Source organism: Microcoleus sp. Pol8_D6 (assembly GCF_036700965.1).
GTDB lineage: Bacteria > Cyanobacteriota > Cyanobacteriia > Cyanobacteriales > Microcoleaceae > Microcoleus.
Genome location: NZ_JAUBPW010000011.1, coordinates 33,161 through 58,221, shown reverse-complemented (window position 1 = coordinate 58,221; position 25,061 = coordinate 33,161). Strand labels below are relative to the sequence as shown.

The 25,061-nt window shown below is 47.5% G+C and carries 11 protein-coding genes; 5 read left to right on the top strand and 6 right to left on the bottom strand.

What is annotated here, in order from left to right:
- Positions 1-651: 651 nt before the first annotated feature.
- The 3 genes from QUA10_RS07015 to QUA10_RS07005 form a co-directional block, all read right to left on the bottom strand.
- Positions 652-1,857, bottom strand: a complete 1,206-nt coding sequence (locus QUA10_RS07015) for a hybrid sensor histidine kinase/response regulator (protein ID WP_333081958.1) — start codon at positions 1,855-1,857, stop codon at positions 652-654.
- A 266-nt stretch (positions 1,858-2,123) separates the two neighbouring features.
- The gene (locus tag QUA10_RS07010; RefSeq protein ID WP_333081956.1) at positions 2,124-8,615 is read right to left on the bottom strand and encodes a PAS domain S-box protein; all 6,492 of its coding nucleotides are present in this window, start codon (positions 8,613-8,615) and stop codon (positions 2,124-2,126) included.
- A 495-nt stretch (positions 8,616-9,110) separates the two neighbouring features.
- Positions 9,111-9,242, bottom strand: a complete 132-nt coding sequence (locus tag QUA10_RS07005; RefSeq protein WP_333081955.1) for a hypothetical protein — start codon at positions 9,240-9,242, stop codon at positions 9,111-9,113.
- Positions 9,243-9,504: 262 nt separating this feature from the next.
- Between QUA10_RS07005 and ppsA the strand changes: the two genes are divergently transcribed.
- The 3 genes from ppsA to QUA10_RS06990 all read left to right on the top strand — a co-directional run bounded on the left by ppsA (position 9,505) and on the right by QUA10_RS06990 (position 20,925).
- A complete protein-coding gene (gene ppsA / locus QUA10_RS07000) occupies positions 9,505-11,982 on the top strand; it encodes a phosphoenolpyruvate synthase (RefSeq protein WP_333081953.1) in 2,478 nt (825 codons plus the stop codon).
- Positions 11,983-12,235: 253 nt separating this feature from the next.
- On the top strand, positions 12,236-12,556 hold the full coding sequence (locus QUA10_RS06995) for a DUF6464 family protein (protein ID WP_333081952.1): 321 nt from the start codon (positions 12,236-12,238) through the stop codon (positions 12,554-12,556).
- A gap of 1,313 nt (positions 12,557-13,869) precedes the next feature.
- Positions 13,870-20,925, top strand: coding sequence for a DUF4347 domain-containing protein (locus tag QUA10_RS06990; protein WP_333081951.1), 7,056 nt, complete (start codon positions 13,870-13,872; stop codon positions 20,923-20,925).
- A gap of 47 nt (positions 20,926-20,972) precedes the next feature.
- Here QUA10_RS06990 and QUA10_RS06985 read toward each other — a convergent pair whose 3' ends face one another.
- Entirely contained in the window at positions 20,973-21,530 is a 558-nt protein-coding gene (locus QUA10_RS06985) for an NUDIX hydrolase (protein ID WP_333081950.1), read from the bottom strand.
- Positions 21,531-21,620: 90 nt separating this feature from the next.
- On the opposite strand from QUA10_RS06985, the gene QUA10_RS06980 reads away from it, so the two are divergent.
- Positions 21,621-22,949, top strand: a complete 1,329-nt coding sequence (locus tag QUA10_RS06980; RefSeq protein ID WP_333081949.1) for an AMIN domain-containing protein — start codon at positions 21,621-21,623, stop codon at positions 22,947-22,949.
- A 216-nt stretch (positions 22,950-23,165) separates the two neighbouring features.
- Here QUA10_RS06980 and QUA10_RS06975 read toward each other — a convergent pair whose 3' ends face one another.
- The gene (locus tag QUA10_RS06975; RefSeq protein WP_333057009.1) at positions 23,166-23,768 is read right to left on the bottom strand and encodes a DUF3172 domain-containing protein; all 603 of its coding nucleotides are present in this window, start codon (positions 23,766-23,768) and stop codon (positions 23,166-23,168) included.
- A gap of 291 nt (positions 23,769-24,059) precedes the next feature.
- Between QUA10_RS06975 and clpS the strand changes: the two genes are divergently transcribed.
- Positions 24,060-24,341, top strand: coding sequence for an ATP-dependent Clp protease adapter ClpS (gene clpS / locus QUA10_RS06970; protein WP_015178019.1), 282 nt, complete (start codon positions 24,060-24,062; stop codon positions 24,339-24,341).
- A gap of 239 nt (positions 24,342-24,580) precedes the next feature.
- Here the strand turns inward: clpS and QUA10_RS06965 are convergent, their stop codons facing one another.
- Entirely contained in the window at positions 24,581-24,913 is a 333-nt protein-coding gene (locus tag QUA10_RS06965) for an RNA-binding protein (RefSeq protein WP_333035208.1), read from the bottom strand.
- Positions 24,914-25,061: the final 148 nt, after the last annotated feature.

The window sequence follows — 25,061 nt, the reverse complement described above, 5'->3', positions numbered from 1 at the left end:
TGGAATGACTGATGACTATAGCAGTTTGGTTCTTGCGTACAGTGACATTTTTTTACTGCTGCTATCCTTTTGCTATTTTTTACTAATTATAAAATCTCAGCAGCAGATGCAGCTACCTATCTCATGATTGGGTAACTTGAACCCCACGCTTGAGAGTGCGCTGTGTGCTTGCCGACCCCGCATATTTTTTTGTAGAATTGAGTTGTTCGCTGCAAGTTTTCCGCCTCGCCCCAAACCTAGTGGCCCAAAAATATCATACTCTTACCAATATTGCAACTCAACTATGTTTTAATTTACAACCTTTGGCAGGGGAATAGCAAGAGGCAAGTCAAAAGAGCGCGGAGTAATCAGGATTCGCATTGCTGATAGCCTTTGAAACTTTAGATTTTAAATAGCCGTGTCCAGCTTGCCTAAAGTGGCATTATTTTTTTCATAATGGTATTATTACTAACTTACGAAAATTACCGTTGGTTTACAAAATACGATCTGAGATTGTGTTCGGTTAATAGCCCGAAATTAGCGCCTATTTGTATTGAGCAATCCAAGTCCCCTCTTAAGCGAGAAACCAAGACTTGCATTTCTTGCTACAAACCTAATTACCAACTTAATTAAGGTTGTCTAACCGGACACAATTTAACTCAGTGGAGTCGCTCAATTTTTCTGCGGTTTGGGCAGCACAACTGTAAACACGCTGCCTTGACCGACATTGCTGCTAATAGCAATCTCACCATTAAAAGGTTTTAAAAGTTCAATACAAGTATAAAGTCCTAGACCAGTTCCTGTCGGTTCGCCTGTGGTTTTTTCCTCGCCTTTAGGCGGCTTTGATGTGTAAAAAGGGTCAAAAATTTTTGGCAAATCTTCAGATGATATGCCGCATCCCGTATCTGCAATATCCATGTATATGTTCGAGTCGTCTTGCCGAGTCACGATAGTTATTTCTCTGTTTTTCTTTTCCCACATAGCATCCATTGCATTATTGATTAAATTATAAAATACTTGAGAAAGATAGGAATAAATTAATGGAATACTGCCAATTTCTTCGTCATAAAAGTATTTTTTCCTAATTTTATTTTTAAAATACAGGTTGCCTTCCAATAGCTGAATTTCTCGCTGCACTAAATCGTTGATATTCACCGGGTGCAAATCTTGCTTTTGCTCGTTTCGGCTTTTCATCATCAGAGTATCCATGATCTGATTGATTTTTGTGACTGCTTGAAAAATATACTTAGTATAATTAAACAGAGAGTCTTCTTGAATTTGTGTGGCTTTTGTTTCAATCAAATCGACGCTAGTCTGGATCACTTGCAGGGGACTTTTGAGGTTGTGAACCATGCCCTGAGTCAAACGTCCGATGATGGCTGTTTTTTCCTGGTTTATTAATTGCTTGGTTTTTTGTTCAACAAGTCTTTCCAGGTTTTGGTTGAGGTGGGCAAGTTCGAGGTTTTTTTCTTCGAGTTTTTTTTGCAAGCTGCGGATTGTCAAGTGGGTTTGAATCCGGCTCAAAACTTCTTCGTGCTGGAAAGGCTTAGTGATGTAGTCAACGGCTCCTGTCTGAAAGCCTTTTACTTTATCAGGCGTATCGGAAAGGGCGCTCATAAATATGATGGGAATATCTTGCGTTGACTGGTCTGCTTTCAACCGTCGGCAAGTTTCAAAACCGTCAATTCCTGGCATCATAATATCCAAAAGAATCAAGTCGGGATGGATGTAGTCAATTTGCTCGATCGCACTTTCGCCGTCTAGAGCCACTAATACTTTAAACCCGTAATTCCTTAACAACTCGAAAAGTACGTCAAGATTTGTTTGGTTGTCATCGACAATTAGTATGATGCTTCTTTCGGAATTCTTATCGTTCATATTCAAGGGAAAAATTCAAATTTTTGATTTTTGAGTTGTGGGTTGTGACGTTAAATCGGATTCAATGAATTTTTTGTGGCTCTAGAAACCCGGTTGATTCCTAGATGCTTCTATTTGCAATAACCCTTTGAGGAGCCGGCTGCGAGTCCGGGCCGCCCAAGCAAATTAAGTTGTCGCTTCGCGGGAGGCCAGAACACCTGATTGAGAATGGTACTCTGGGCGCGAGATTTAACTGATTTTGACTTATCTGTTAGCTACCGTCAATTTTAGGACAAATGTTGCTTCAAAAAATCTCGAATTTGCTTGAGCTGAAATCCTTTAGCAAGTTGGCGCAGGTGATGAACGAAAGGCACTAATGTCGGGTCAGAATGTTCGATTTTAGCAATTTCTTCCAGAATAGCTTCAATATCGCCCATTGCAGCCAATCTTAACAACGCCAAGACTGACTCTGAGGCAGGAGACACCATCGTTGAGTCAGCAGCAGCAATCTCAGAAGATGCTTTTGCAGTTTGATCTGTCCGCTTTTTGGTTTGTGATCCTTCTTCGTAAACCCATTCTAGTCTCAAATGCAGGCGCAATAATTCTAAAAGCTCGTTAGTTTGAATCGGCTTGGTGAGAAAATTATCGCAACCTGCAAGTATGCTCTCTCGCTTAGTAGTCTCGTAAACGTTAGCGGACAAAGCAAGGATAACCGTATCTTTTAATTCCGGCAACTGTCGCAGCCGCCTGGTAGCTTCCCAACCGTTCATTACGGGCATCAGCAAATCCATTAAAATTATATCCGGTAGAAATTCCTGTGCTTTGTGCAAGCAGTCTTCGCCGTCTGTAGCTTCTGCAATTTCAAAGCCTAAATGAAAAAGTAGCCTGTGCAACATGGCGCGATTTACTTCGTGATCGTCCACGATTAGCACTTTCCGCTGGGGGCCGGTAAAACCGATAAGCCGCCTTTTTTCTTGCCGGGAGGGGAGTTCAGAAGACTGGGCGACTGCGGGCAAGTCTAGATCCAACCAAAATATACTGCCTTTGCCGGAGGTACTTTTGACGCGAATTTGGCTGCCCATCATTTTGGCTAATTTTTGGCTGATGGAAAGTCCCAGTCCCGTACCTTCAACAAAATTGTTATGATCGCCCACTTGATGAAAAGGCAAAAATATTTCTTCTAATTTATTCTGAGAAATGCCAATGCCGGTATCTTCGATTTGAAAGCGAATTTTAGGGGTAGGAACACGGCAGATATTTTCTGCTGTTGTCACCTCGCGCCCTTCTGTTGTTCCTAGGGGCTGGCTCGACATTTGCTGCGCGTCTAAATTCGCGGTCATATTGAGCGTTTGAATGGCAATTGCCGCTGTCCAACTAGAATTTTCGCAGGTGGTTTGAGGATAGTTATCGGGGAATTTTTCTGCATCACCGACTTTGAATGTAACGCTGCCGCTGTTCGTAAACTTAACGGCATTGCTGAGCAAATTAATCAAAACTTGACGCAACCTTTTTTCGTCTGCCAAAATGCCGTCTGGCAGCGCTGACAGTTGCTCGTAATTAAAGGAAATTCCTTTTTGGGTCGATCGCATCTGGAACAAATCAATAATACTTTTCACAAAACTGGAAAAATGCACGTTTGTCAGCGACAGCTCCATTTTACTAGCTTCGATTTTTGAGAGGTCTAAAACATCATTAATCAGCATCAGCAGGTGGTTGCCACACTGGTGAATGTTGTTAAGACTTTCCTGCTGATCGGCGGTAAAGTTTTTATCGACTTTGAGCAGTTGAATGTATCCCAAAATCCCGTTCAAAGGCGTCCGCAATTCGTGGCTCATGTTGGCGAGAAAGTCGCTTTTAGCGCGGTTGGCGGATTCGGCGGCTTCTTTAGCTAATTGCAGGGCGGCTTCTGCAAGTTTGCGATCGGCAATTTCGGTTTGTGCTTGTTCAAATAGCATTGATTGCTGGATCGCGATCGCTAACTGCACCCCCAATTGTTTTAGGCACTCTCCCTCCAATTGCTGCCAGGGACGCGGGCCCGTGCAGTGGTGAGCAATTAACAGCCCCCACAAGTTTTCGCCTTGCAAAATCGGCACTACCAGATTCGCTCTCACATCGAGCCGGGTCAACAAAGCCAAATGGCAGTCGGCCAGGCCGGCATTGTGAACATCTTCTATGGATCTAACTCTACCGTCTTGGTAAAGAGGAACGTAGGCTGCCCCGAAACAGGGGTCATAAATTTCCATTCCTACAATTGGTCGGACATTTTCGGCAACCGACTCGACAGCGATAAACCCGCTCCAATCAGGATTGAACTGGTAAATAATAGTGCGGTCTACTTGCAAGAACTGCCGCACTTCTTCGACACTTTTGGTAAGAATTTCTTCAAGATTTAGAGAGGATCTAATGCGTTCCAGCATGGCTACCGCCAACTGTTCGCGCTTTAACTTTTGTCTCAAAATTAACTCTGATTCTTTGCGTTTTGTGATGTCTGTAATGACTCCAATTAAGCCGATGTAATTCCCATTAATATCTTGAATAGTGTCGGCGCGTACCAGAGCAGTTACTGCTTCGTCGCTCTTAGTCTGCAGTGCAACTTCGCCACACCAAGAGCAACCTTTGCGAAGGCTTTTATAGATTTGTTTGGAATTTTTATGCCGGACATAAAGTGCCGTCATGTCACCAATATCATTGAGTTCTTTCACCGTATAGCCGTAGCGCTGAATGAAGGCTTGATTGTGGTAAATAGACCGCCCTTTCAAGTCGGCGATCACGATCGCGTCGCTGGTACTTTCGACGGCTTGAGTGACCTGCAGTAAAGCTAATTCTGCTGCTTTGCGATCGCTAATATCCGTCATTGAACCCACCATCCGCAGAGGGTTTCCGGCTTCGTCCCACACTGCTTGAGCGCGGGCGAGAACCCACTTATAGCTACCGTCTTTACACTGCAAGCGGTATTCGGCGGCGTAATTGGGGGTTTGGCGATCGAGATAACCTTGGATCGCTGCTTGCACTCGTGAGTGATCATCTGGATGGATGCGCTCGATCCATGCGCTGTTGGTGCTGTCGATTTCGCCCTCTGCGTAACCGATAATTTCTTGCCAACGGGCCGATCGAAAAGCTTCATTTGTTTGAAGATTCAGATCCCAAATTCCGTCTTGATTGCCTTTGAGAACTAACTGCCAGCGTTCTTCACTTTTACGCAATTCTTCTTCGGCTTGTTTGCGCTGAATATGATCGCCCAACTGCGTCGCTACAGCCTTGACCAACTCTACTATACGCGGTTCCATAATCGAGCGGTCGCGCTTGCAGAATACTAAAACTGCTAGCACCTTCGAGCTAGTGTGAATTGGCACTCCGAAACAAGCTTTCAATCCGACTAATGCCGCCATTTGCGATCGGGCAAAAAGATGATTTTTAGCTAGAGAAATATCTTCAATCCATTCTACTTTTCTGCTAGACCAAATCCGTCCAGGTACTGCCACTCCAGCGGCAAATCTAATTTTTTTACTTTCGCTGCCGAAGGTATCTAAATGGCGATCGCTAGCGTACCAAGTTTCGCTGTGTTCCAAAAAAGTACCATTAGCATTCGGTATCCAAGCTTCCGCAAAATTCCAGCCGATCGCATTGCACAGCAACCGCAGGATATCTGGGAGGGCACTGTGAAAATCTGCAGACTGACTAATGGCTTGAGTTGCTGCCAGCAACAGCTTTATTTCATCTTCTGCTTGCTTGCTTTCTGTAATATCAGTTCCCGTACCGAGAATTTGTTTTAACTTACCGTCTCCTGTTTTCGCAAATACAGTATCTCGGCTGACCATCCAGCGCCAAGAACCATCCTTGTGCCTAATTCGGTATTCAATTTCAAAGATATCCCCTTCGCTGCCTGTTTCGACTTGCAGTAAATAATCAGGCATTTTGATTGCATCTTCGGGGTGGATTAAAGTTGACATCATCCACGGCCCGATTGCCTGAATCTCCTCTACTGTATAGCCGAGAATGTGGTATATAGAAGCGTTCGCATAGATATTTTTTTGTTCTATTAAGTCATAAACATACAACATATTAGGACTTGCCCCAGCAATTTGTTGAGTTAACCGCTGGCTTTCCCGCAGTGCTGCTTCTGTTTTTTTTCTTTGGGAAATATCGCGAACAATGCAAATGATTTCCCCGTCGGGCAGCATTGTCAGCGAGACATCTATAGGGAATTCCGAGCGGTCGCGACGGCATCCTACTGCTTCGGTGCTGTAAGAACCTTTCTGCACTAAATTCGGCAGGACTTCTTGCTCGAACCTTTGCAGCTCTGCACCTTGGTAGAATATTTTCCAACTTTTACCTAAGATTTCTTCGAGAGAGTCGTAACCGTAGATTTTTAGTCGGGCTGCGTTGCAATAAATCACCTCTTTGTCGGCACTGAATATGGCGATACCTTCGGAAGCAGCAGCCATTGCTGCTGCTTGCCTGTGGAGTTTTGACTCAAAACGTTTACGATTAGTGATGTCGCGGACGATCGCGATAATTTCGTCCTCTGTGCAGAAGACAATTCTCGCTTCAAAATCGTATAGTTCATCATTAACTGGCATTTGATATTCTACCACTTGAATCTCGCCGGTGGCGATCGCTTGTTGATTGCCCGACAAGATTTTGTCAGCAAAAGCAGCCGGCAATATGTCTTGTGCTTTTTTGCCAATTAGTGCTTTTTGTGGTAGGATATTCTCGAAATCTTTGGCAGGTTTGAAGTCTACAAAAGTGCCATCTGCCCGACAGCGAAATATCATATCTGGTATCGCATTTAAAAGAGCGCGGTTAGTGGCTTCGCTCTTACGCAATTCAGCTTCAGCTTGCTTGCTAAATGTAACGTCGCGAGCAACTGCATAAATCAAACCTTCTTCTGCAAACGGCGATGCTGTCCACGACAGCCATTTATAAGTACCATCTTGGCAAAGATAGCGGTTTTCTAAGCTAATAACGGGGTGGCTTTTTTTAAGTTTTTCTAATTCCGCTATAGTAATTTCTAGGTCTTCTGGATGCACGAATTCTATCAAAGGTTTGGCTAAGATTTCATCACTGCTATAACCTAATAAATTTGACCAAGCGGGGTTTAATCGTTTGAAATAGCCGTCAAAACCTGCAATGCAAAGTAAATCCAGCGAGAGATTAAAAAATCGATCGCGGTCTTGCTGGGTTTGTTTCAATTCCGTAACATCCATCACCAAACCGTCCCAAACTATATCGCCGTTGGCTTGCTTTTCTGGCTTTGACGCGCCTTGCAGCCATTTCACTCGATCTCCCATAACTTGCCGCCACTGGTGTTGCCAAGCTTGCTGAGTCGCCGCTGAAGTTGCGATCGATCGCTGCAAGTCTGAGATGTCGTCGGGGTGAACTGTTGCAAAAGCCAACGTGGCATTTTCTTCTATTTGTTCTGGCTTTAAATTGTAGAGCTGCCAACTGCCCGAGGAAACGTAAGTAAAAGATGTTTTACCATTTCCATAAAGCCGATATTGATAAATCATTCCCGGCACGTTGTCAGTCATTATTTGAAATCGAGCTTCGCTTTCCTGCAGCGCTATTTGCTGGCGTTTGTAGTCAGTCACATCTCGCATGGTTCCGACCAACATTTTAGTCCCGTCGGCTTTTTTAAATACTGTTTTTTTAGTAGATATAATGCGTTCTTGACCGCCGCCATCAGTAAACAATTCTTCTGTTTCCTCAGCAAGACTTCTTTGCAATACTTGCTCGTCTCGCTGCCCAAAAAAAGCCGCTTGTGCTGGGGGTAAAAAATCGTATCCTGACTTGCCAATCAGTTCCGATCGCCTTTTTCCTATCAAATTGCAAAAAGCATCGTTTAATACGATCCATCTGTGCTGCTCATCTTTAACAAAAATCGGGTCAGGAGTAGAATTAATTGTGTGATTTAAAAACTCTTCTGATGCTTTTAATTGAGCTTCGTAACGGTAGCGATCGCTCACGTCCAAGACTACTTTAATCAGGTGGTCGATCGAGCCGTCTAGGGCGCGAATACAGCGCAGGGAAACTCTAGTATAAACTATTTTTTCGTCTTTTCTGCGCCACCTTTGGTCCAAAACATAGCCTTCACTCTCCCCTGCCAAAATTTTATTTAACTGCTCTAAACTTGCCTGCAAGTCTTCAGGAAAACCCCACATCTCCCAATTCTCGTGCAAAAAGTCTTGGCGATCGTATCCCAGCAAATCGCACAAAGCATCGTTTACTTCTAACCACTCGTATTTTTCTGGTTCTGAGGGAGAATTCGGAGGAGCAAGAATGGCAATTCCGACGAGAGAATTCTCGACTACCGAGCGATATTTTTCTTCACTTTTTCGCAAAGCTTCTTGGTTGTGCTGTCGCTCGACTGCGTAACGCAGCGATCTAATTAACACTTCGCTGTCGATTTTTCGCTTCACTAGATAATCTTGAGCTCCGACTTGGATTGACTGCAGGGCAAGCTCTTCATCGTTGCGGGCAGTCAGTACGACAATCGGAGTATTTAGGCTATATTCTTGTATTTTGACAATTGTATTTAAGTCTTGGCTATCGGGCAGCGAAAGATCTAGTAAAATCACATCAAAATGTTCGCTGACCAAAAGTTGCTGCGCTTTGCTGAGACGGTCTGTACAACTTACTGATAGCTTTTGGGGTTCGGCTCTACTGACATTTGTTTCTAATAATAATTCTTCGATCAGATCGGCTTCTGCTTGATTGTCTTCGACCAGAAGAACTTTAAAGCCATTTCGCTTTGCGGGTGGGCTCAAAACTGATATCATATACCTTATTTTTTGTCAGAAGGCAGTGTAGCCAACTATTATAGCATATAAAGAATTGTCTAGCCACAAATCCTGCCGTTACCAGTTAAAAACTCTTTGGTTCAACAATTACAATGCACTTGATCTCAGATGTTGAACGGTTCTCAAAAACTGGCTTTCCGGCCCATTTCACAAAGAGTCCATTTTCTTGGGAGGGGTTCTTCTGGCCAGCCCTTAAAAGGCTTATTGAAAATGGTACAATATCTGATATCTATGCGATTGTGTTTTTCCTCTAAGTAGGCTAACGCAATCAGAGATAAAATTTCTATGGTTTTTAGAAGCTGGGTTTCAGGAGGAAACTAGGCGGCGTAGTATTTTTTTGGGCCATCGCCCCTGTGACACGATGCTAGATTTTAGATTTAGTCCACAGATGAATCGGGGATGTGGAACTAGAATCTCCAATTTTCGGCCACTCACGACTCTTGTCGGAAAATAAGTATCCGTTTTTGGGCGGGTTCAGCCGATCGCGCGATCGAACCCCACCCTTTGTTGTCCTTCAATTCCGCTAGCAACAGCATCCAAGCGATATCCCCGCACCAATGAGCGCTCAACGCCAAAAAAGCGGTGGCAACTATCTTCGCTATTCATATTTTTAGCACTTCTTTTATAATACCTTACATAAACTCATTACTGCGATTTCTTTACTTTTTGCAATCAAATAAAAAATCTCCCCAGGCCTTGCTATTTAGCCAAAAAGTGATAATGTTGAATTAGAGGCAATCGAAAACTCGGTTGATACAGCCTAGGAAAAATTTTGAGAATTTTTGTAACAAAATTACAATTCCCAATTAACTGTCTTGTGTTTACTATCTTTTGACCGAAATGAGCTGAACTTGAGAGGAAAAAAGCAATGCTCGACAATTTAGCAATTGAACAAAAACTCGGTTTAATTCCCAAAGAAAAAGCCTTAGTATTGTTGTTTGATGAAGTCGGCATAGCCGACATCCCATTAGTAGGGGGAAAAAATGCTTCTTTGGGCGAAATGATTCAACAGTTAAGCCCCCAAGGAGTTAGAGTTCCCAACGGATTTGCAACTACAGCATACGCTTACCGGTACTTCATCCAGTCAGCGGGTTTAGAAGCTAAATTGCGCGAAATTTTTGCCGATTTAGACGTAGAAGATCTGCAGAACCTGCGACAAAAAGGCAAGCAAGCGCGGGCACTGATTCTCGACACACCATTTCCGCGAGAACTGCAAGCAGCCATCGCGGATGCTTACGAAAAATTGTGCGATCTCTACGGCGACAGTACAGACGTAGCAGTGCGTTCCTCCGCCACCGCCGAAGACTTACCCGACGCCAGTTTCGCGGGACAGCAAGAAACCTACCTCAACGTCCAAGCTTGCGCTGGCGTGCTCGAATGCTGTCACAAATGCTTTGCTTCCATATTCACAGATCGCGCGATTTCCTACCGCCAACAGCGGGGTTTCGACCACTTTGAAGTCGCCCTATCAGTCGGCGTCCAAAAAATGGTGCGATCGGACTTAGCATCCTCCGGCGTCATGTTCAGCATCGACACCGAAACTGGATTCAAAAACGCCGTATTAGTCACCGCCGCCTACGGATTAGGCGAAAACGTCGTCCAAGGCACCGTCAACCCCGACGAATACTTCGTCTTTAAACCAACATTAAAACAAGGTTTTCTCCCGATTTTAGACAAACGCCTTGGCACCAAAACACTCAAAATGGTGTACGATATCGGCGGTTCTAAATACACCAAAAATGTCTCCGTCATAGCAGCCGAAAAAAATAAATTTGCCATACAAGATGATGAAATTCTGCAACTAGCCAAATGGGCAGTCATCATCGAAGAACACTACTCTAAAGTGCGCGGAACTTATACCCCGATGGACATTGAGTGGGCAAAAGACGGCAACACGGGCGAATTGTTTATTGTCCAAGCACGACCAGAAACAGTACAATCTCAAAAATCTGCTAAAGTTTTGCGAAACTACAAATTGCAAGGTAGCAGTGTAGTTTTAGCAAAAGGACGCGCCGTTGGCGAATCAATCGGACAAGGAAAAGCCCGCGTAATTTTAGATGTTCACAGAATCGCTGAATTTCAATCAGGAGAAGTTTTAGTTACCAACAAAACAGACCCCGATTGGGAACCGATTATGAAAAAAGCAAGTGCGATCGTCACCAATTCCGGTGGCCGCACTTGTCACGCCGCCATCATCGCCAGAGAAATGGGAATTCCCGCCATTGTCGGTACTGGCGATGCCACCCAAATCTTAAAAAACGGGCAAGAAATCACTGTTTCTTGTTCCGAAGGAGACGAAGGCAAAGTTTATGCGGGTTTGCTTCCTTTTGAAATTCAAGAAACTGCGATCGAGAATTTACCCCGCACCCGCACTCAAATTTTAATGAATGTCGGGAACCCAGAAGAGGCGTTTGGTTTATCAGCCATTCCTTGCGACGGCGTAGGCTTAGCGCGGTTGGAATTCATCATTGCCAATCACATTAAAGCACACCCGCTGGCACTGATTCACTTTGACGAATTGGTGGATGAATCAGTCAAAGAAGAAATTGCAAACCTGACAGCACTTTACCAACACAAACCCGATTTCTTCACCGACAAACTCGCCCACGGGATTGCCACAATTGCCGCCGCATTTTATCCAAATCCAGTTATCGTGCGGATGAGCGATTTCAAGAGCAACGAATATGCTAATCTTTTGGGAGGGCGACAGTTTGAGCCCAAGGAAGAAAACCCGATGATCGGGTGGCGTGGCGCCTCTCGCTATTACGACCCAAATTACCGCGAAGCTTACGCTTTAGAATGCAAAGCATTAAAGCGAGTTCGCGACGAAATGGGCTTGACAAATGTGATTCCGATGATTCCATTTTGTCGCACCCCGGATGAAGGGCGAAAAGTGTTAGCCGAGATGGCAAAACACGGTTTAGTTAAGGGCGAGAACGGCTTGCAAGTTTATGTGATGTGCGAATTGCCGAGCAATGTCATATTTGCTGACGAATTTGCCCAAGTTTTTGATGGATTCTCGATCGGCTCTAACGATTTAACTCAGCTAACATTAGGATTAGACCGGGATTCTGCTTTAGTCGCCCACATCTTTGACGAACGGAATGAAGCTGTCAAGCGCATGGTAGCAATTGCCATTAAAGCCGCCAAAAAGTACGATCGCAAGATTGGGATTTGCGGTCAAGCGCCCAGCGATTATCCTGAGTTTGCTCGTTTCTTGGTTGAGTTGGGAATTGATTCGATTAGTTTGAATCCCGATTCGGTTTTGAAGACTTTGTTGGATGTTGCTAAGGTGGAAGGCGCGGGTTCGTTGATGGATTTAGCGGGGGATGTTGCTAAGATTTAACCGTTTTGGTTTTGAAGAGCAACCGGGTTTCTCAAAAAGTTTCTGGGATGGGCGTCCCGCCCGTCCCACAATAACAATTAAATAAGTTATTTAATTCGCCTTCCTCAGCCGCCAGCTAACGGTTAACACAGGGGCGGCCTAGTTTGAGACTTGAGCGGGAACTTTTATTATTTAAAACCGTCTTATCGAGGAGGATTTTTTGTTGCCGATCGCCTAAATTAAAACAAATATTCTCCACATAAGCTCTGAAAAAGTGCTAACTGCTCTCCTGATTATTTTTATAGGTTTAGCTCCCTCGCTGCTGTCTTTGTGGGTGATGCGCTCTGCCCAGAGCCAAGCCCGCGATAGAATTGCTGCGGCCAGACTGGCGGTAGCGAATAGATCCATGCGAACTCAACTACAAACTGCCGATCGCACTTACATACAAAGCCTCGGTTATGCGATCGGCGATATCACTTGCGAGTATAACGCCCGCTCTAATTACATTCGCTGCGCAGTCAATCCTTCTGGACCCTGTCAAGATTGTCGGTACTACCAAGCCAGAACTCTTGACGCTCGCGGTGAAAAGATATAGCTTATATTGGTGCTTGTATCTACGCCTATTTGCGGATGTAATAATCAATGAGTTAATATGTACTTACGTGTAAGGATTATGGTTGAAGCTTGTTTTGGACGACCAACGCCCAAACTCAGCAGTTAAAACCTAATCGAACATTATTGCTTGGTTACAGTTGGTGGTTAAAGTTGCCATAACAGGGGAATTGCGATCGGTGTTTTTTTAGTTGAGGATTTACGATCAGAAACGAAGTTTAGATGATAAATTTTGGTTGGGTGGCGATAAATCTAGAAATAAATTGGGTTTCTCGTCTCCTGCGCGTAACTCCTGCAGTTAAGAAAATTAGCCAACAAAAATCGTAAGTAGCTGAGGGGTAAATCTCCAAATCAGTTTCTCCAAAACATCATGAAAAATTCTGCACGAAACATTGTCCCGAGCTTTTATCTTAAACAGAAACCAGCTCGAAGACTAGCTTGTGGATAGTTTGAGAAGTTGCTTGTGGGCGGCACTAATCTGTTTTTGCGATCGTAGCGAAACAGTCTCAAACCTAGATTGCTATCTCCAGACTGCAAGTCATGAATTTTTAAGATGCTTCGTCGATACAGGGTATGCCGATTTCAATTGAATCTCATATGTTGCACCATTTTCAAGAATAGGCTTTCAGGCCTGTTTCACAAGTGAATTTTCCTATGGGCTGGGCAGGAGAACCCCCCCATAGAAGGGTTATTGAGAATGGTAAAAGATCTCAGTTGAATGACACTTCGGGCACGGTCGCCATAATTATGTGACGGCTATCACTCCCTAATTAATGTCTGGTTGCTATTGTTAACAGGGCTTGCACACCAAAACCAAAGAAACCTAGTTTTTTACCGGGAGCGAGGGCTGCAAAGAAGTCTTTTCGTCCCTCACACCAGGTTTATACCTCTAGAAATAGTGAATTTTCTCTGCCAAGAAAGTGCATTAGACGATGTACAGAAAACCTCATCAAGTAAATTTTTGAGAACTCGTGTGATTATCTACTGCGGGATGTAAGAGATAAGCGTGTAACAGATACACTCGCTAACAGAAAAGAAAAAAGTCGAAGGCAAAATATCACCCGATAGAGAGATTATGGGGATTTAAACCCCAAATCCTCAGCGCTTCTGCCGGCGATATTGGCAATGCTATCAAATATCAATGTAGCAGTGCTTTGTGCTGAGTAAAATTCGCTTTTTGCTCTTGATCCAAGTCAAGCTGCATCGCATCTTACTCTGCAATTAAACCTTTTCAAGAGGTGATAATGATCATCTGGAAATGGGTACATCATCTACAATTCGTGAGCCAATTTGACCATGCAAAGCATCTGCAACAAACCAATTTTTATCACACCCCAAATATGTGACTCTACCGCCAGGATTGCGGGCAAAAAATCCCGAACCACCGCAACTTATTATCAGAAAAAAAACATAAAACAAGTAAAAACAGTAGGGGCAATCCCCCCGTGGTTGCCCCTGTCCCAGAAACTGCGTGGCGACAGGGGAATTGGGCATCCCCACAGAGAATTTTTGCGAGCCACCGTAGGGGCAAACCCCCCGTGGTTGCCCCCTCGGACTCTAAAAAATGTACTGTTCCTCGATGCCAGAGTAGAGAACTGCGACAGCTTGGCAAGAGGAGCAACAGCCGATACAGAGGTATTTGTATTGGACTCGACGCGGGATGGAGTCGAGCAAATTACTAGAATTTTGACCCATTACAGCGATTTAGACAGCCTTCAGATAGTTTCTCACGGTCGAGAAGCTCTGGTGCAGCTAGGGTCGATCGAACTCTGCAACGACAACTTAGAAACTTACAGCCATTTGTTACAGCAGTGGGGAAAAGCCCTCAGCGAGAGAGGAGATATCTTGTTATTCGGGTGCAGCGTCGCAGCGGGGGAAAGCGGCGAGGCCTTCGTGCGGGGGCTGAGCTTGATAGTCGGTGCAGATATTGCAGCTTCCGACAACTTGACGGGGAGTGCGGCACTCGGCGGCGACTGGCAATTAAAATTTGCGATCGGGGAAATAAAGGCGAGAATCGCCATTGAAAAAGAAGTGATCGAAGCCTACCCTTACGCCCTCGGCACATTAGTTAACGAAACTTTCAAAAACTCCACAGTTAGGGGGCCTTGGATTTACGGGGGAAACGACGGGGCACTGTTTGATCCCAGCAGCGGGGTTCCAGCAGCCGAGCAACTTATCCCCGGCATTACCGGAGGCACTGTATCTGGCGTACTTCCGGCTTTGGGCGGTGCAAGTCCCGGCGATGGCGCTCTGCTATTAACTCCAGCAGTAAACCTCCGAGAAGCCTTCGTCATCTACAACAACCCCATTCCCTCAACCGACGGGCTCAGAGTCCAGTTTGATTTTTATTCTTACGGTTCAAGCGAGCAATTTGAGCCTCCGGCCCCCTTTATTAGCCCTCAGCCAGGAGACGGGCTGGGTTTCTTCTTGATTGACGGCACTGTTAGTCCAACCAGGACTGGGGGTTATGGCGGTTCTCTGGCTTACGCTCCACGAACGGGTATACCCGGTATTGAGGGAGGTTATTTAGGCATTGGGCTTGACGAGTTTGGCAATTTTTCAACGTCTACAGAAGGGCGCTCTGGCCCACAGCCGCCTCCGATTCCCGGCTCCTCTATTGGTTCTTTCAGACCTGATTCAGTAACTGTTAGAGGAAATCAAGCAAAGGGTTATCCGTTTTTAACAAATGCGATCGTTCCCTTCGGCATCGATAACATTCCTACGAGTATTAACTTTATCGGCCCTCCCGGCACCACTTTTAACTTCAGCAATACGTTCACGAGCGATCGCAATTTAGCCAAAAGATCCGTTCAAATTACGCTGAATCCATCTAACGATCCGGTGGAACCTTCTCGCCTCACCGTTGCCTTCGATGAAAATTTCGACGACATCTACGAAACTACATTGATCGACATCCCCAACTTAGCAACTGAAAACGGCGCAGTACCGCCAATTTTTAAATTTGGTTTTGGCAGTTCCACAGGAGCCGCCAACAACATTCACGAAGTTCAAAACCTGGTAGTTGAAACTATCAATCCTCCCAGTATCGCCGCAGAGGTTGCCACTATTAAGACCGGCCCGCAGTTCGTCAAATCCGAAGGCAGCATTACCTACACGATTACTACTGTAAACAGGGGGCCAGCGCCTGCTACAAATGTTCTGATTCAAGACGAAATACCTTTAGAACTGCTGTTTTCGGGCGGATTGCCGCCGGCTCTGATTGCCTCCAACAACGGCACTTACGTGAACCAAACGAAAGCTGTCACCTGGCCGTTAATTCCGGTTCTCAATGCGGGTGAGACTGTGACTTACACCCTGACTATTGATTTGCCGCCCGGTTTAACCAGCGGTAGCAGTTTTGCCAACGTTGCATTCAGCACTAGCTCGACTTTCGACCCCGACCTCAGCAACAACAGCGGTATACTCGCGCCAGGGCAAATCGAGGGGCCTGGTGTAGTCTCTACCACAGTTGTTGATACAGTCGCGGATTTAGTTACTACCAAAAGTGGCCCTGTGACTACCTCGGCCGGGTCAAGCGTGACTTACACGCTGACTACGACTAACATCGGCCCAGACCCCGCTGCCGATGTGACCATCACTGACAGCATTATTCCGGGTTTAACAGAAGTCAGCGTATCGGACGGGGGGACTTACGACCCTGTTTCGGGCATTGTCACCTTTCCAGCACTGACAGCGCTGGCAAATGCGGCTACTGCGACCCGCACTGTGAGTTTCAGTGCCCCAGCCACCGTTACTGCCATCAGCAACACGGCCCGGAGCAGTTCGGCGACTTTCGATCCGATCGTCACTAACAACAACGGTTCGACAACCAACAAAGACGGCACTCCCACTAACTCTACGGTTACGACAAGTATTGCGCCCAACGCCGACCTCGCAACCACAAAAACGGGCTCTACGAGTGCTACTGCTGGTAGTTCGGTCAGCTATACGATCGCCACAGTCAACTTAGGGCCGAGTCCTGCAGAAGCTGTAACCATCACGGACAGCATAGTTCCTGGGTTAACCGGAGTCACGGCATCGAACGGCGGCGTTTACGATCCAGTAACCGGCATTGTCACCTTCGCGCCCGTGGCAATCGCCAACGCGGAGACTGTCACCCGGACGATCGACTTCACAGTACCGCCCACCCTAACTTCCATCAGCAACACGGCCAGAAGTACCTCCATCACTCCCGACTCCACTCCGACCAACAACAACGGTACAAACCTCAACGCCACCGTCATTACCTCGATCGAGGCTGTAGCCGATGTTGTCACCCAAAAAACGGCTCCGGCCACCATCAAGGTAGGCGACACGCTACTTTATACAATTACTACTACCAACAACGGGCCGAGTCCTGCGACCAACGTAGTCATCACCGACAGCCTGATTCCCGGCTTAACTAATGTCAGCATGTTCGATGGCGGAACCTACAACCCAACCACAGGGGCGATCGAGTTTCCAGCGATCGCGACTTTAGCCAGCGGCAGCAGTGTCACCCGCCGCCTAATTTTTGTACCCCCGCCTACCCTGACGAGCATCACCAACATTGTATTAAGTCGATCAGACACTTTTGACCCGGACTTAACAAACAACAACGGCTCGACAGTCGCAGTGCCGGGTGAAGCGGGGGGTCAAGTCATTACCTCGATCGATCCTGTGGCCGACCTGGTTACGTCCAAGAGCGGTCTCACATCTGCTCCTGCTGGTAGTTCCGTGACTTATACTATAACTACCGCCAACAATGGGCCGAATGCTGCTGAAAACGTAGTGATTACAGACAGCATCATTCCCGGTTTAACGGGAGTCAGCGCATCCGATAACGGCACTTACGACCCGGTGACAGGGGTTGTCACCTTCCCAACAATTCCCAGTTTGACTAGCGGCAGCAACATCAACCGCGAGGTAACATTAGTCGTTCCAGCGACGGGCACTATTAGCAATACTTCCCAGAGTCGATCGACTACTTTTGACCCCGAACCCAGCAATAACAACGGTTCCGAGTCCAGAGCCACTGTCACCACCGCCATTTTACTCGCCCAGCCCACACCCAACCAACCTCCATCAGCCTACAGCAGCAACGCTGCGCTAGCGCCCAACAGCATTGTCCAAATTAGCGGGCTCGGAGGCAGAGACTCAGACGGCACAGTGGTTACATTCACCATCAGCACCCTGCCGTCGGCAAATCAAGGCGTCCTATTCTTGGGCGACCCCGCAACGGGAGGAGTCGCCGTCACGGCAGGTCAAACCCTGACAGCCGAGCAAATGACGCAGTTATTCTTCCAGTCGGCGGGCAATTTCACAGGAGCTAATTTTACCTACAGCAGCAGGGACAATCTCGGTGGCAGCAGTCTTGCCGCCACAGTTTCTCTGGTGTCGCTGGCGTTCAACTACCCGCCGGTACCGACAAACTTCAGCAAGACACTGGCGCCAAAGAGCACCGTCAACCTCACAGGGCTGACAGCCAAAGACCCCGACGACTCGATCGAATCCTTCACTATCAACACCCTGCCGGCGGCAAATCAAGGCGTCCTGTTCTTGGGCGACCCCAGCCAGGGAATCAGGATCACGGCAGGCCAAAGACTGAGTACAACTCAAATCAGCCAGTTATTTTTCCAAGCAACCAGCGAATTCGCAGCCACCAACTTTACCTACAGCGCCACAGACCGCCGCGGCGCTATTAGTCCAGCCCCCGCTACAGCCTCCCTGCTAGCCCTATTACCTCCCACCGACCAGCCACCCATCGCCAACAACTCCAGCCTCGCTCTGTTGCTGGGAACAACCGTGAACATCCCCGGACTCGGAGGAACCGACCCAGACGGGACGGTGGTTTCCTTTATCGTAAACACCTTACCGCCAGCCAATGAAGGCACGCTGTTCTTAGGCGAACCCAGCCAAGGAGTGCGGGTCACGGCAGGTCAAACCCTTACAGCCGAGCAAATTACCCAGTTGTTCTTCCAGGCATCGGGCAATTTCATAGGGGCTAACTTCACCTACAGCGCTACAGATAACCTCGGCGTCACCAGTGCGGCAGTCGCCACTGTCTCTCTCATTCCCCTTAAGGGACCGATACCGACGCCGACACCCGTGCCCACACCACCAACACCGGCACCCGCGCCGATACCCGTGCCGACACCACCAACACCCACACCAGCAGCGGAACCAACACCAGCAGCGGAACCAACACCCACACCAGCAGCGGAACCAACACCCACACCAGCGGCGGAACCAACACCCACACCAGCGGCGGAACCAACACCCACACCCGCAGTGAAACCAACACCCACACCAGCGGCGGAACCAACACCCACACCCGCAGTGAAACCAACACCAACACCAGCGGCGGAACCAACACCCACACCCGCAGTGAAACCAACACCAACACCAGCGGCGGAACCAACTCCCACACCCGCAGTGAAACCAACACCAACACCCGCAGTGGAACCAACACCCACACCAGCGCCGGAACCAACACCACCAACACCAACACCAACACCAACACCACCAACACCACCAACACCAACACCCACACCAACACCCACACCAGCGCCAGAACCAACCCCTATATTCAACCCAGTACCCGAACCCGATACCAGTTGCGGTTGCGCCCCCTTGCCCTTGCTACCCCCGCTCACATTTATCCAACCCCAGCCAGAGCCGATACTCAACTTCGACTCCAACGCCGCCCAACTCATCGACATCCAAAACACCAGCATCGGCACTCCCGGAAACGATTCCTTAACAGGAAACGAAACCAACCAACTGTTTCTCTCCTTTGGAGGCGACGACACAGTATTAGGTGAAGGCGGCAGCGATATCATCTTCGGCGAACAACAGCCAGACTTCATCGCAGCAGGTAGAAGCAACGACATCATTTACGCCGGCAAACACACCGACGCCGTATTTGGTGGCAAACAAGATGATCGCATTTTTGGTGATCGCAACGGAGACACATTGTACGGCGATCGCGGTGTCGACACCATAGTCGGCGACAACGGCAACAACATCGACTTAAGCGACAACGACAGCGACCTAATTTTCGGCGGTTCTTCAGGCGACGCCATGGCCGGCACTCAAGGCAATGACACGATTTACTCCGGCAAAGGCCCTGACATCGCCTATGGTGGCATCGACAACGACCTGATTTGGGGTGACAAAGGCCCCGACACCCTTGACGGCGACAAGGGAGACGACTCTTTGTTTGGTGGCGTACTCAACTCCCTAGACAGTGACCCCGACGGCTTCGATTTGCTGACAGGAGGCGATGGCAACGACTTACTTCACGGTCAAGAACAAGACGACACCTTGCTGGGTGGCAACGGACGGGATTTGCTGTTTGGAGGCAAAGGGGGCGATCAAATTTTCGGCGAAACTGACTCGGATACTCTCTACGGCAATCAAGGTTCCGACACCATCATCGGCGACTACGGCACTACAGCAGGTAGTACAGTGGCGACTGATGAAAGCGATTTAATTTTCGGCAACGACACCGGCGACATCATCGGCGGCGGTAGCGGTAACGACAGCATTTTTGCCGGCAAAGGTAATGACTTAGTTTACGGTGGCAAAGACAGCGACCGGATTTGGGGAGAACTCGGTTCCGACACGATTGTCGGCGATGAGGGAGACGACTCGCTTTACGGTAGTTTGCAAAACGAGTTAGTGTTGGATGCCAACGGCCGCGACTTGCTGTTTGGGGGAGATGGAAATGATTTTCTCAATGGGGGTGAGAGTTCCGACTCTCTCGATGGGGGTTTTGGTAACGATACCCTTCGTGGTGGCAAGGATGATGATGTAGTACAGGGAGATGCTGGCGATGACTCGATTTACGGCGACTCGGGCAGCGATATTTTGTGTGGCGATGAAGGTAACGATACCATTAGTGGCGATCGTGGGCAAAATGAGCGAGGCGCTGTGGGCTCTGACGGTCAGCAAGACTGTATTAATGGTGGTAGGGGCGATGACCTGTTATACGGCAATGAAGGTCAAGATACTCTCAATGGTGATGATGGTAATGACACTATTTATGGAGGGAAAGATCGCGATATTCTCAATGGGAGTGTTGGGGATGATTGGCTGTTTGGTGATGGCTCAGATGATACTTTGATTGGGGGGATTGGGAATGATCACTTTGTGTTAAGCGCTAACAGTGGTCTGGATACTGTGCTCAATTTTTCCGTAGGAAGTGATAAGTTTTTTCTGGCTGGTGGCTTGAGTTTTGAGGCTTTGCAAATTAACTTTACTGCGAATGCCACACTGCTGCAAGTTGCAGAGACTGGTCAGGTTTTGGCTCAGGTTTTTGGCGCTGATAATTCTCTCACTGCTCTGGATTTTCTCTCTCTTTCTCTTTAATAACAAACCGCATTAAACAGCGTATAAGGTTCTATTCACACAGCACCTTACCGCTGTTTATTCAAAAAGTCTAATCCTAAAAAAATAGCTGCGATGCTTCCGGCTACACAAATTTCTCGGTTTTCTATTTTTACCGAGACTTCGGCAACGGGGACTAAAACTACTTCAATATCTTCTGTAATATCTAATTGTATTTTGCTGGCAAATTTGACATTTTTAGCAAAGTAGAGGTAGATAGAATTGGTATCTTTTACGGGGTTATCATATAAGGTTGCTAGTTCCAAAATTTCTTCAGCAACATATCCCGTTTCTTCGGCAAGTTCTCTGGCGGCAGCACATTTGCCACTTTCTTCAGCAGGGTTGAAAGATCCAGCAGGCAGTTCCAGCAAAATTTCGCCTACTCCGTGCCTGTATTGCCGCACTAATACAAGTTCTTGCTGCTTTGTCGTGGCAAATACGAGGGCGATATTGGGTCGAACATTAACAAAAAAGTCGTCTATAATTTGTCCGCTTGGCAATTCTATTTCATCTTGTCTAACCTGACACCACTTGTTGTTAAGAACGAAGCGCGATCGCAATAATTTCCATTTAGTTAAATTTTTCATATCGCAATAATGTTAAACTTTCAGCGTCCTCCGAAGGCCAAATTTTCCCATCCATAATCTATTTCAGATCAAAATTTTCACCCAGCCGCCATGCCATACAAAAAAATACTCACCAGATTTGGGGAAGACTTACAAAAAGTGACTGTTAATTCTCTACCAGCGGGATTGTTTGCGATCGAGTCACTGAGTCTGAGTCTAGCAGTCGTCGCTGCAGTTGCGACAGTGCCGGCAACACTGGAACCAGCAAATGCTTCTACAGTAACAAGTTGGAAGTTCGATCCGGCGACCAATCAGCTAGAAATTACTCTCCCAGAGGGAACAACCCCCACATATTCTCTACTCAACCCGTCTCAGATTGCTGTGGATTTGCCCAATACTGAGATCGGAGTAGATGCAACTCAGCTATACCCACAAGGTAGAGTGCGTTCTGTGGGAGTGAGTCAACTTCAACCGGGAACGGCGAGAATTCTGCTCAATTTGGCTCCTGGAGTCGGTTTCAGCGCAGGGCAAGTTCAATTCCAAAGAAATGGGGTAGAAAATCGCTGGGTGTTGCGTCCTTCGATCGAACCGACTCGAATTATGGAAACTTCCGAAACTCAACCCCAGCATGGAATACAAGTACCGCAAAACCAGCGGCAGACAGATTCCAACTCAACTGCAGCCACAGAGGTCGATCGAGCTGAGCCTCCTACTTCCCTGAATCCCGCTACAAATTCTTCGCAGTCGCCAACTTCAAATGACCAAATCCGACCGCTAAAAGTGCCTTTAGTTAATGTTCGCCTTGACGAACCCCGTGGGGTACAAGCTGCTGCTCTACCCCGCCTAGACCCTCAAATAACGCCTGCTGCTGCACCCCAACAGCGGACGCTTACTTTTGGTGAACCACTTCCTCGCGGCCGCTCGAATGCTCCTTTGCAGGCTGCGGCTGGGGCGAATGTCTTGTTGCCGGCGGGCACGGAGCTCAGTTTGCTATACCCCGGCGATCGGGCTTTGCGGCTGCAAGCGAAGCCCAGCCAAGAGGAAGTGTTGCTGCTGCCAGGGGGAATTCTCGACGGTCTCGGTAATACGATCGTACCTGCTAATACGCCGGTCATCGGTCGGTTTGAAACAACCAACCTCGGCAGTCGATTTGTGGTCGAAGCTATTAGTCTCAACGGTCGCAATATTCCTCTGGTGGCTCACTCGGAGCCAGTGGGAGGCCGACGAGTTCAGCCTTCCGATCGCAGTTTGTTGCGAAATACTGGTATTGGTGGCTTAGCTTTGTTCTTGCTGAGCGGCTTTTCTGGTATCGGTTTGTTGGCGGGAGCCGCCGGTGGTGTTGCTACAACTTACGTGGCTGCTCCTCAACCTGCTACGATTCAACCCGGTCAAATTTTGCAAGTTAAGTTAACGGAAGATTTCCCCCAGTTTGGTTTTTGAAGGAAGAAGGAAGTTCGGCAACGGATTTTGAAACGGATGTAACAGATGTAACGGATGTCAGGAAGAAGGAAGACTTTCTTCTTCCCTCGAACCTCTTCCTTCAATATTTTCTTAGAGCAGTTTTCCATTCTTGAAGTAAAGTAGGGACTTAAGCCAAGCCTAAGTCCCTACCCCATATGTGTAATTGACTCAACTGAAAACCGCTATATCCGCGATTTAGAAATTTTGACCTTCACTGGTTGGAGCTATCGAGCCCGGTTGATTGAGGAACAGGTTTTTAGCGCCGTCGTTTTGGTAGATACAGTTAATTTCCGGTTGAGCTTCCAGGGGGCCGGTGAAGCCAAAGGTGTTCATGCGATTTTTGCAATCGCGCACTTGGTCTTGGCTGATGAGTTTTCTTTGTTCGAGAATTGCCCAGTTATTGGTTCGCAAAACGCATCCGGGGCGCATACTTGGCTGCGAGATGTAGACGTTGAAGGGGTTAAGGGTGACGTAGAGGCGCATATCTGTCACCATCGCGCTTGCTCCAAACTGCACGCAAAGTTCTGGGTTCGGGGCGCTGCGATCAATAAATTCGCGGGAGGCTACGTTCTCTGGGCTAATTGTAGCTGTGGAGCTAAAGGCAATGCCAATGCCAATTCCCAGAATAAAGACGGCTGTTAAAATCCCTAGGGTGGCGGAATTGAGAAAAGAGGGTTTGCCGGACTGAGGTTGACGCCGCGACTGTCCGCCAAAGGAGCCTGGGTAGTCGGAGTCTTCATCTGCTCGGGATGGGTCGCCGCTGAATCTGTCGTTGTAGGATTTAGGTTTGCGTTTCATATAATGTTCGTTCCCTCAGTTCTGGAGACTCAACAGGTAGTAGTTTGTTATTTTTAACCGATCGCGCCTTTCTAATATTATGGCGCTAGGAATGTGGTTGCGGAGGGCCCAGGACACGCCCTGTGGGTTTGGTGTTGGGTTCACAGCTCGCGATCGACCAAGGGGCTGCCTTGTCTGAATTTTCAGATTTCAATAAAATAGCTGAAAGTGAGATAGTCTTGCACAGCGGAGGAATCCGGCTCAAGATTGTTGACAAATTTTAACATTTTACAAGTCAGGAGGTATAGATTAGTGTCTGTCGAAATTATTCAAAAGCCTTCCACAGTCCGCAAGCTTGCACCGCGCTACCGCGTTCTGCTGCACAATGATGATTTCAATCCTATGGAGTACGTGGTGCAGACTTTGATGGCGACGGTACCGAGTCTGACTCAGCCACAGGCGGTAAATGTGATGATGGAAGCCCATACTAACGGGATGGGATTGGTGATTGTTTGCGCTCTCGAACACGCTGAGTTTTACGCTGAAACGCTCAATAATCACGGATTGAGCAGCAGCATTGAACCTGACGATTAGAACCTGACGGTACTGCAACGGATTGGCTTAGCAGGTTTCAGACTCATACCGTCAACCCTCATACCAAAAAGCCAAGGGTTAGGCCCTTGGCTTTTTGGTATATTTAATCCGGTAGAGATGGAAATTTGAAGAGCATAGGTTTTTCGGAACTGCCGGAAGTGGTTCGGAGCTAGGTGAGCTCTCGCGCCAATTTCAACTCTCCAATCTCAAATCTTTATCCGAGGAAATTAATGAGGAAATTAATAACGTCCTCCTCCGCCTCCCCCTCCTGCGCGACCAAATTTTCCAGGGCCGCCGCCCCGGTTGCCGCCGCCCCGGCCGCCTTCATCTTCGCGGGGCTTAGCTTTGTTAACTTTGAGGTCGCGACCCATCCACTCTGCTCCGTCGAGAGCACTAATGGCTGCATCTTCTTCTGCATCTGTGGACATTTCTACAAAACCGAAGCCGCGGGGGCGACTGGTTTCTCTGTCGGTAGGTAGATGTACTCGCTTAACGGTTCCGTATTCGGCGAAGACGGTGGTGATGTCTTCTTGGGTAACTTGGTAGGATAAGTTACCGACGTATATCGACATGAGGAATAACTCCAAAATTTAGACAGTGCGAAGATTTCAGTTTCGGAGAGTCCCCTGCCGATACAGAAGGGCAAGTTTTTAGACAATTCTGTAGCAATGAACAAAGCCTGCAACTGAATCTGATTCACACTTGGTACTTTAACATAGA

Coding starts and splice junctions, on each gene's coding strand:
- QUA10_RS06985 (WP_333081950.1), bottom strand. CDS start 21,530: ATGAAAAATTTAACTAAATGGAAATTATTGCGATCGCGCTTCGTTCTT.
- QUA10_RS07015 (WP_333081958.1), bottom strand. CDS start 1,857: ATGAACGATAAGAATTCCGAAAGAAGCATCATACTAATTGTCGATGAC.
- QUA10_RS06990 (WP_333081951.1), top strand. CDS start 13,870: ATGCAAAGCATCTGCAACAAACCAATTTTTATCACACCCCAAATATGT.
- QUA10_RS07005 (WP_333081955.1), bottom strand. CDS start 9,242: ATGAATAGCGAAGATAGTTGCCACCGCTTTTTTGGCGTTGAGCGCTCA.
- QUA10_RS07010 (WP_333081956.1), bottom strand. CDS start 8,615: ATGATATCAGTTTTGAGCCCACCCGCAAAGCGAAATGGCTTTAAAGTT.
- QUA10_RS06980 (WP_333081949.1), top strand. CDS start 21,621: ATGCCATACAAAAAAATACTCACCAGATTTGGGGAAGACTTACAAAAA.
- QUA10_RS06975 (WP_333057009.1), bottom strand. CDS start 23,768: ATGAAACGCAAACCTAAATCCTACAACGACAGATTCAGCGGCGACCCA.
- ppsA (WP_333081953.1), top strand. CDS start 9,505: ATGCTCGACAATTTAGCAATTGAACAAAAACTCGGTTTAATTCCCAAA.
- QUA10_RS06965 (WP_333035208.1), bottom strand. CDS start 24,913: ATGTCGATATACGTCGGTAACTTATCCTACCAAGTTACCCAAGAAGAC.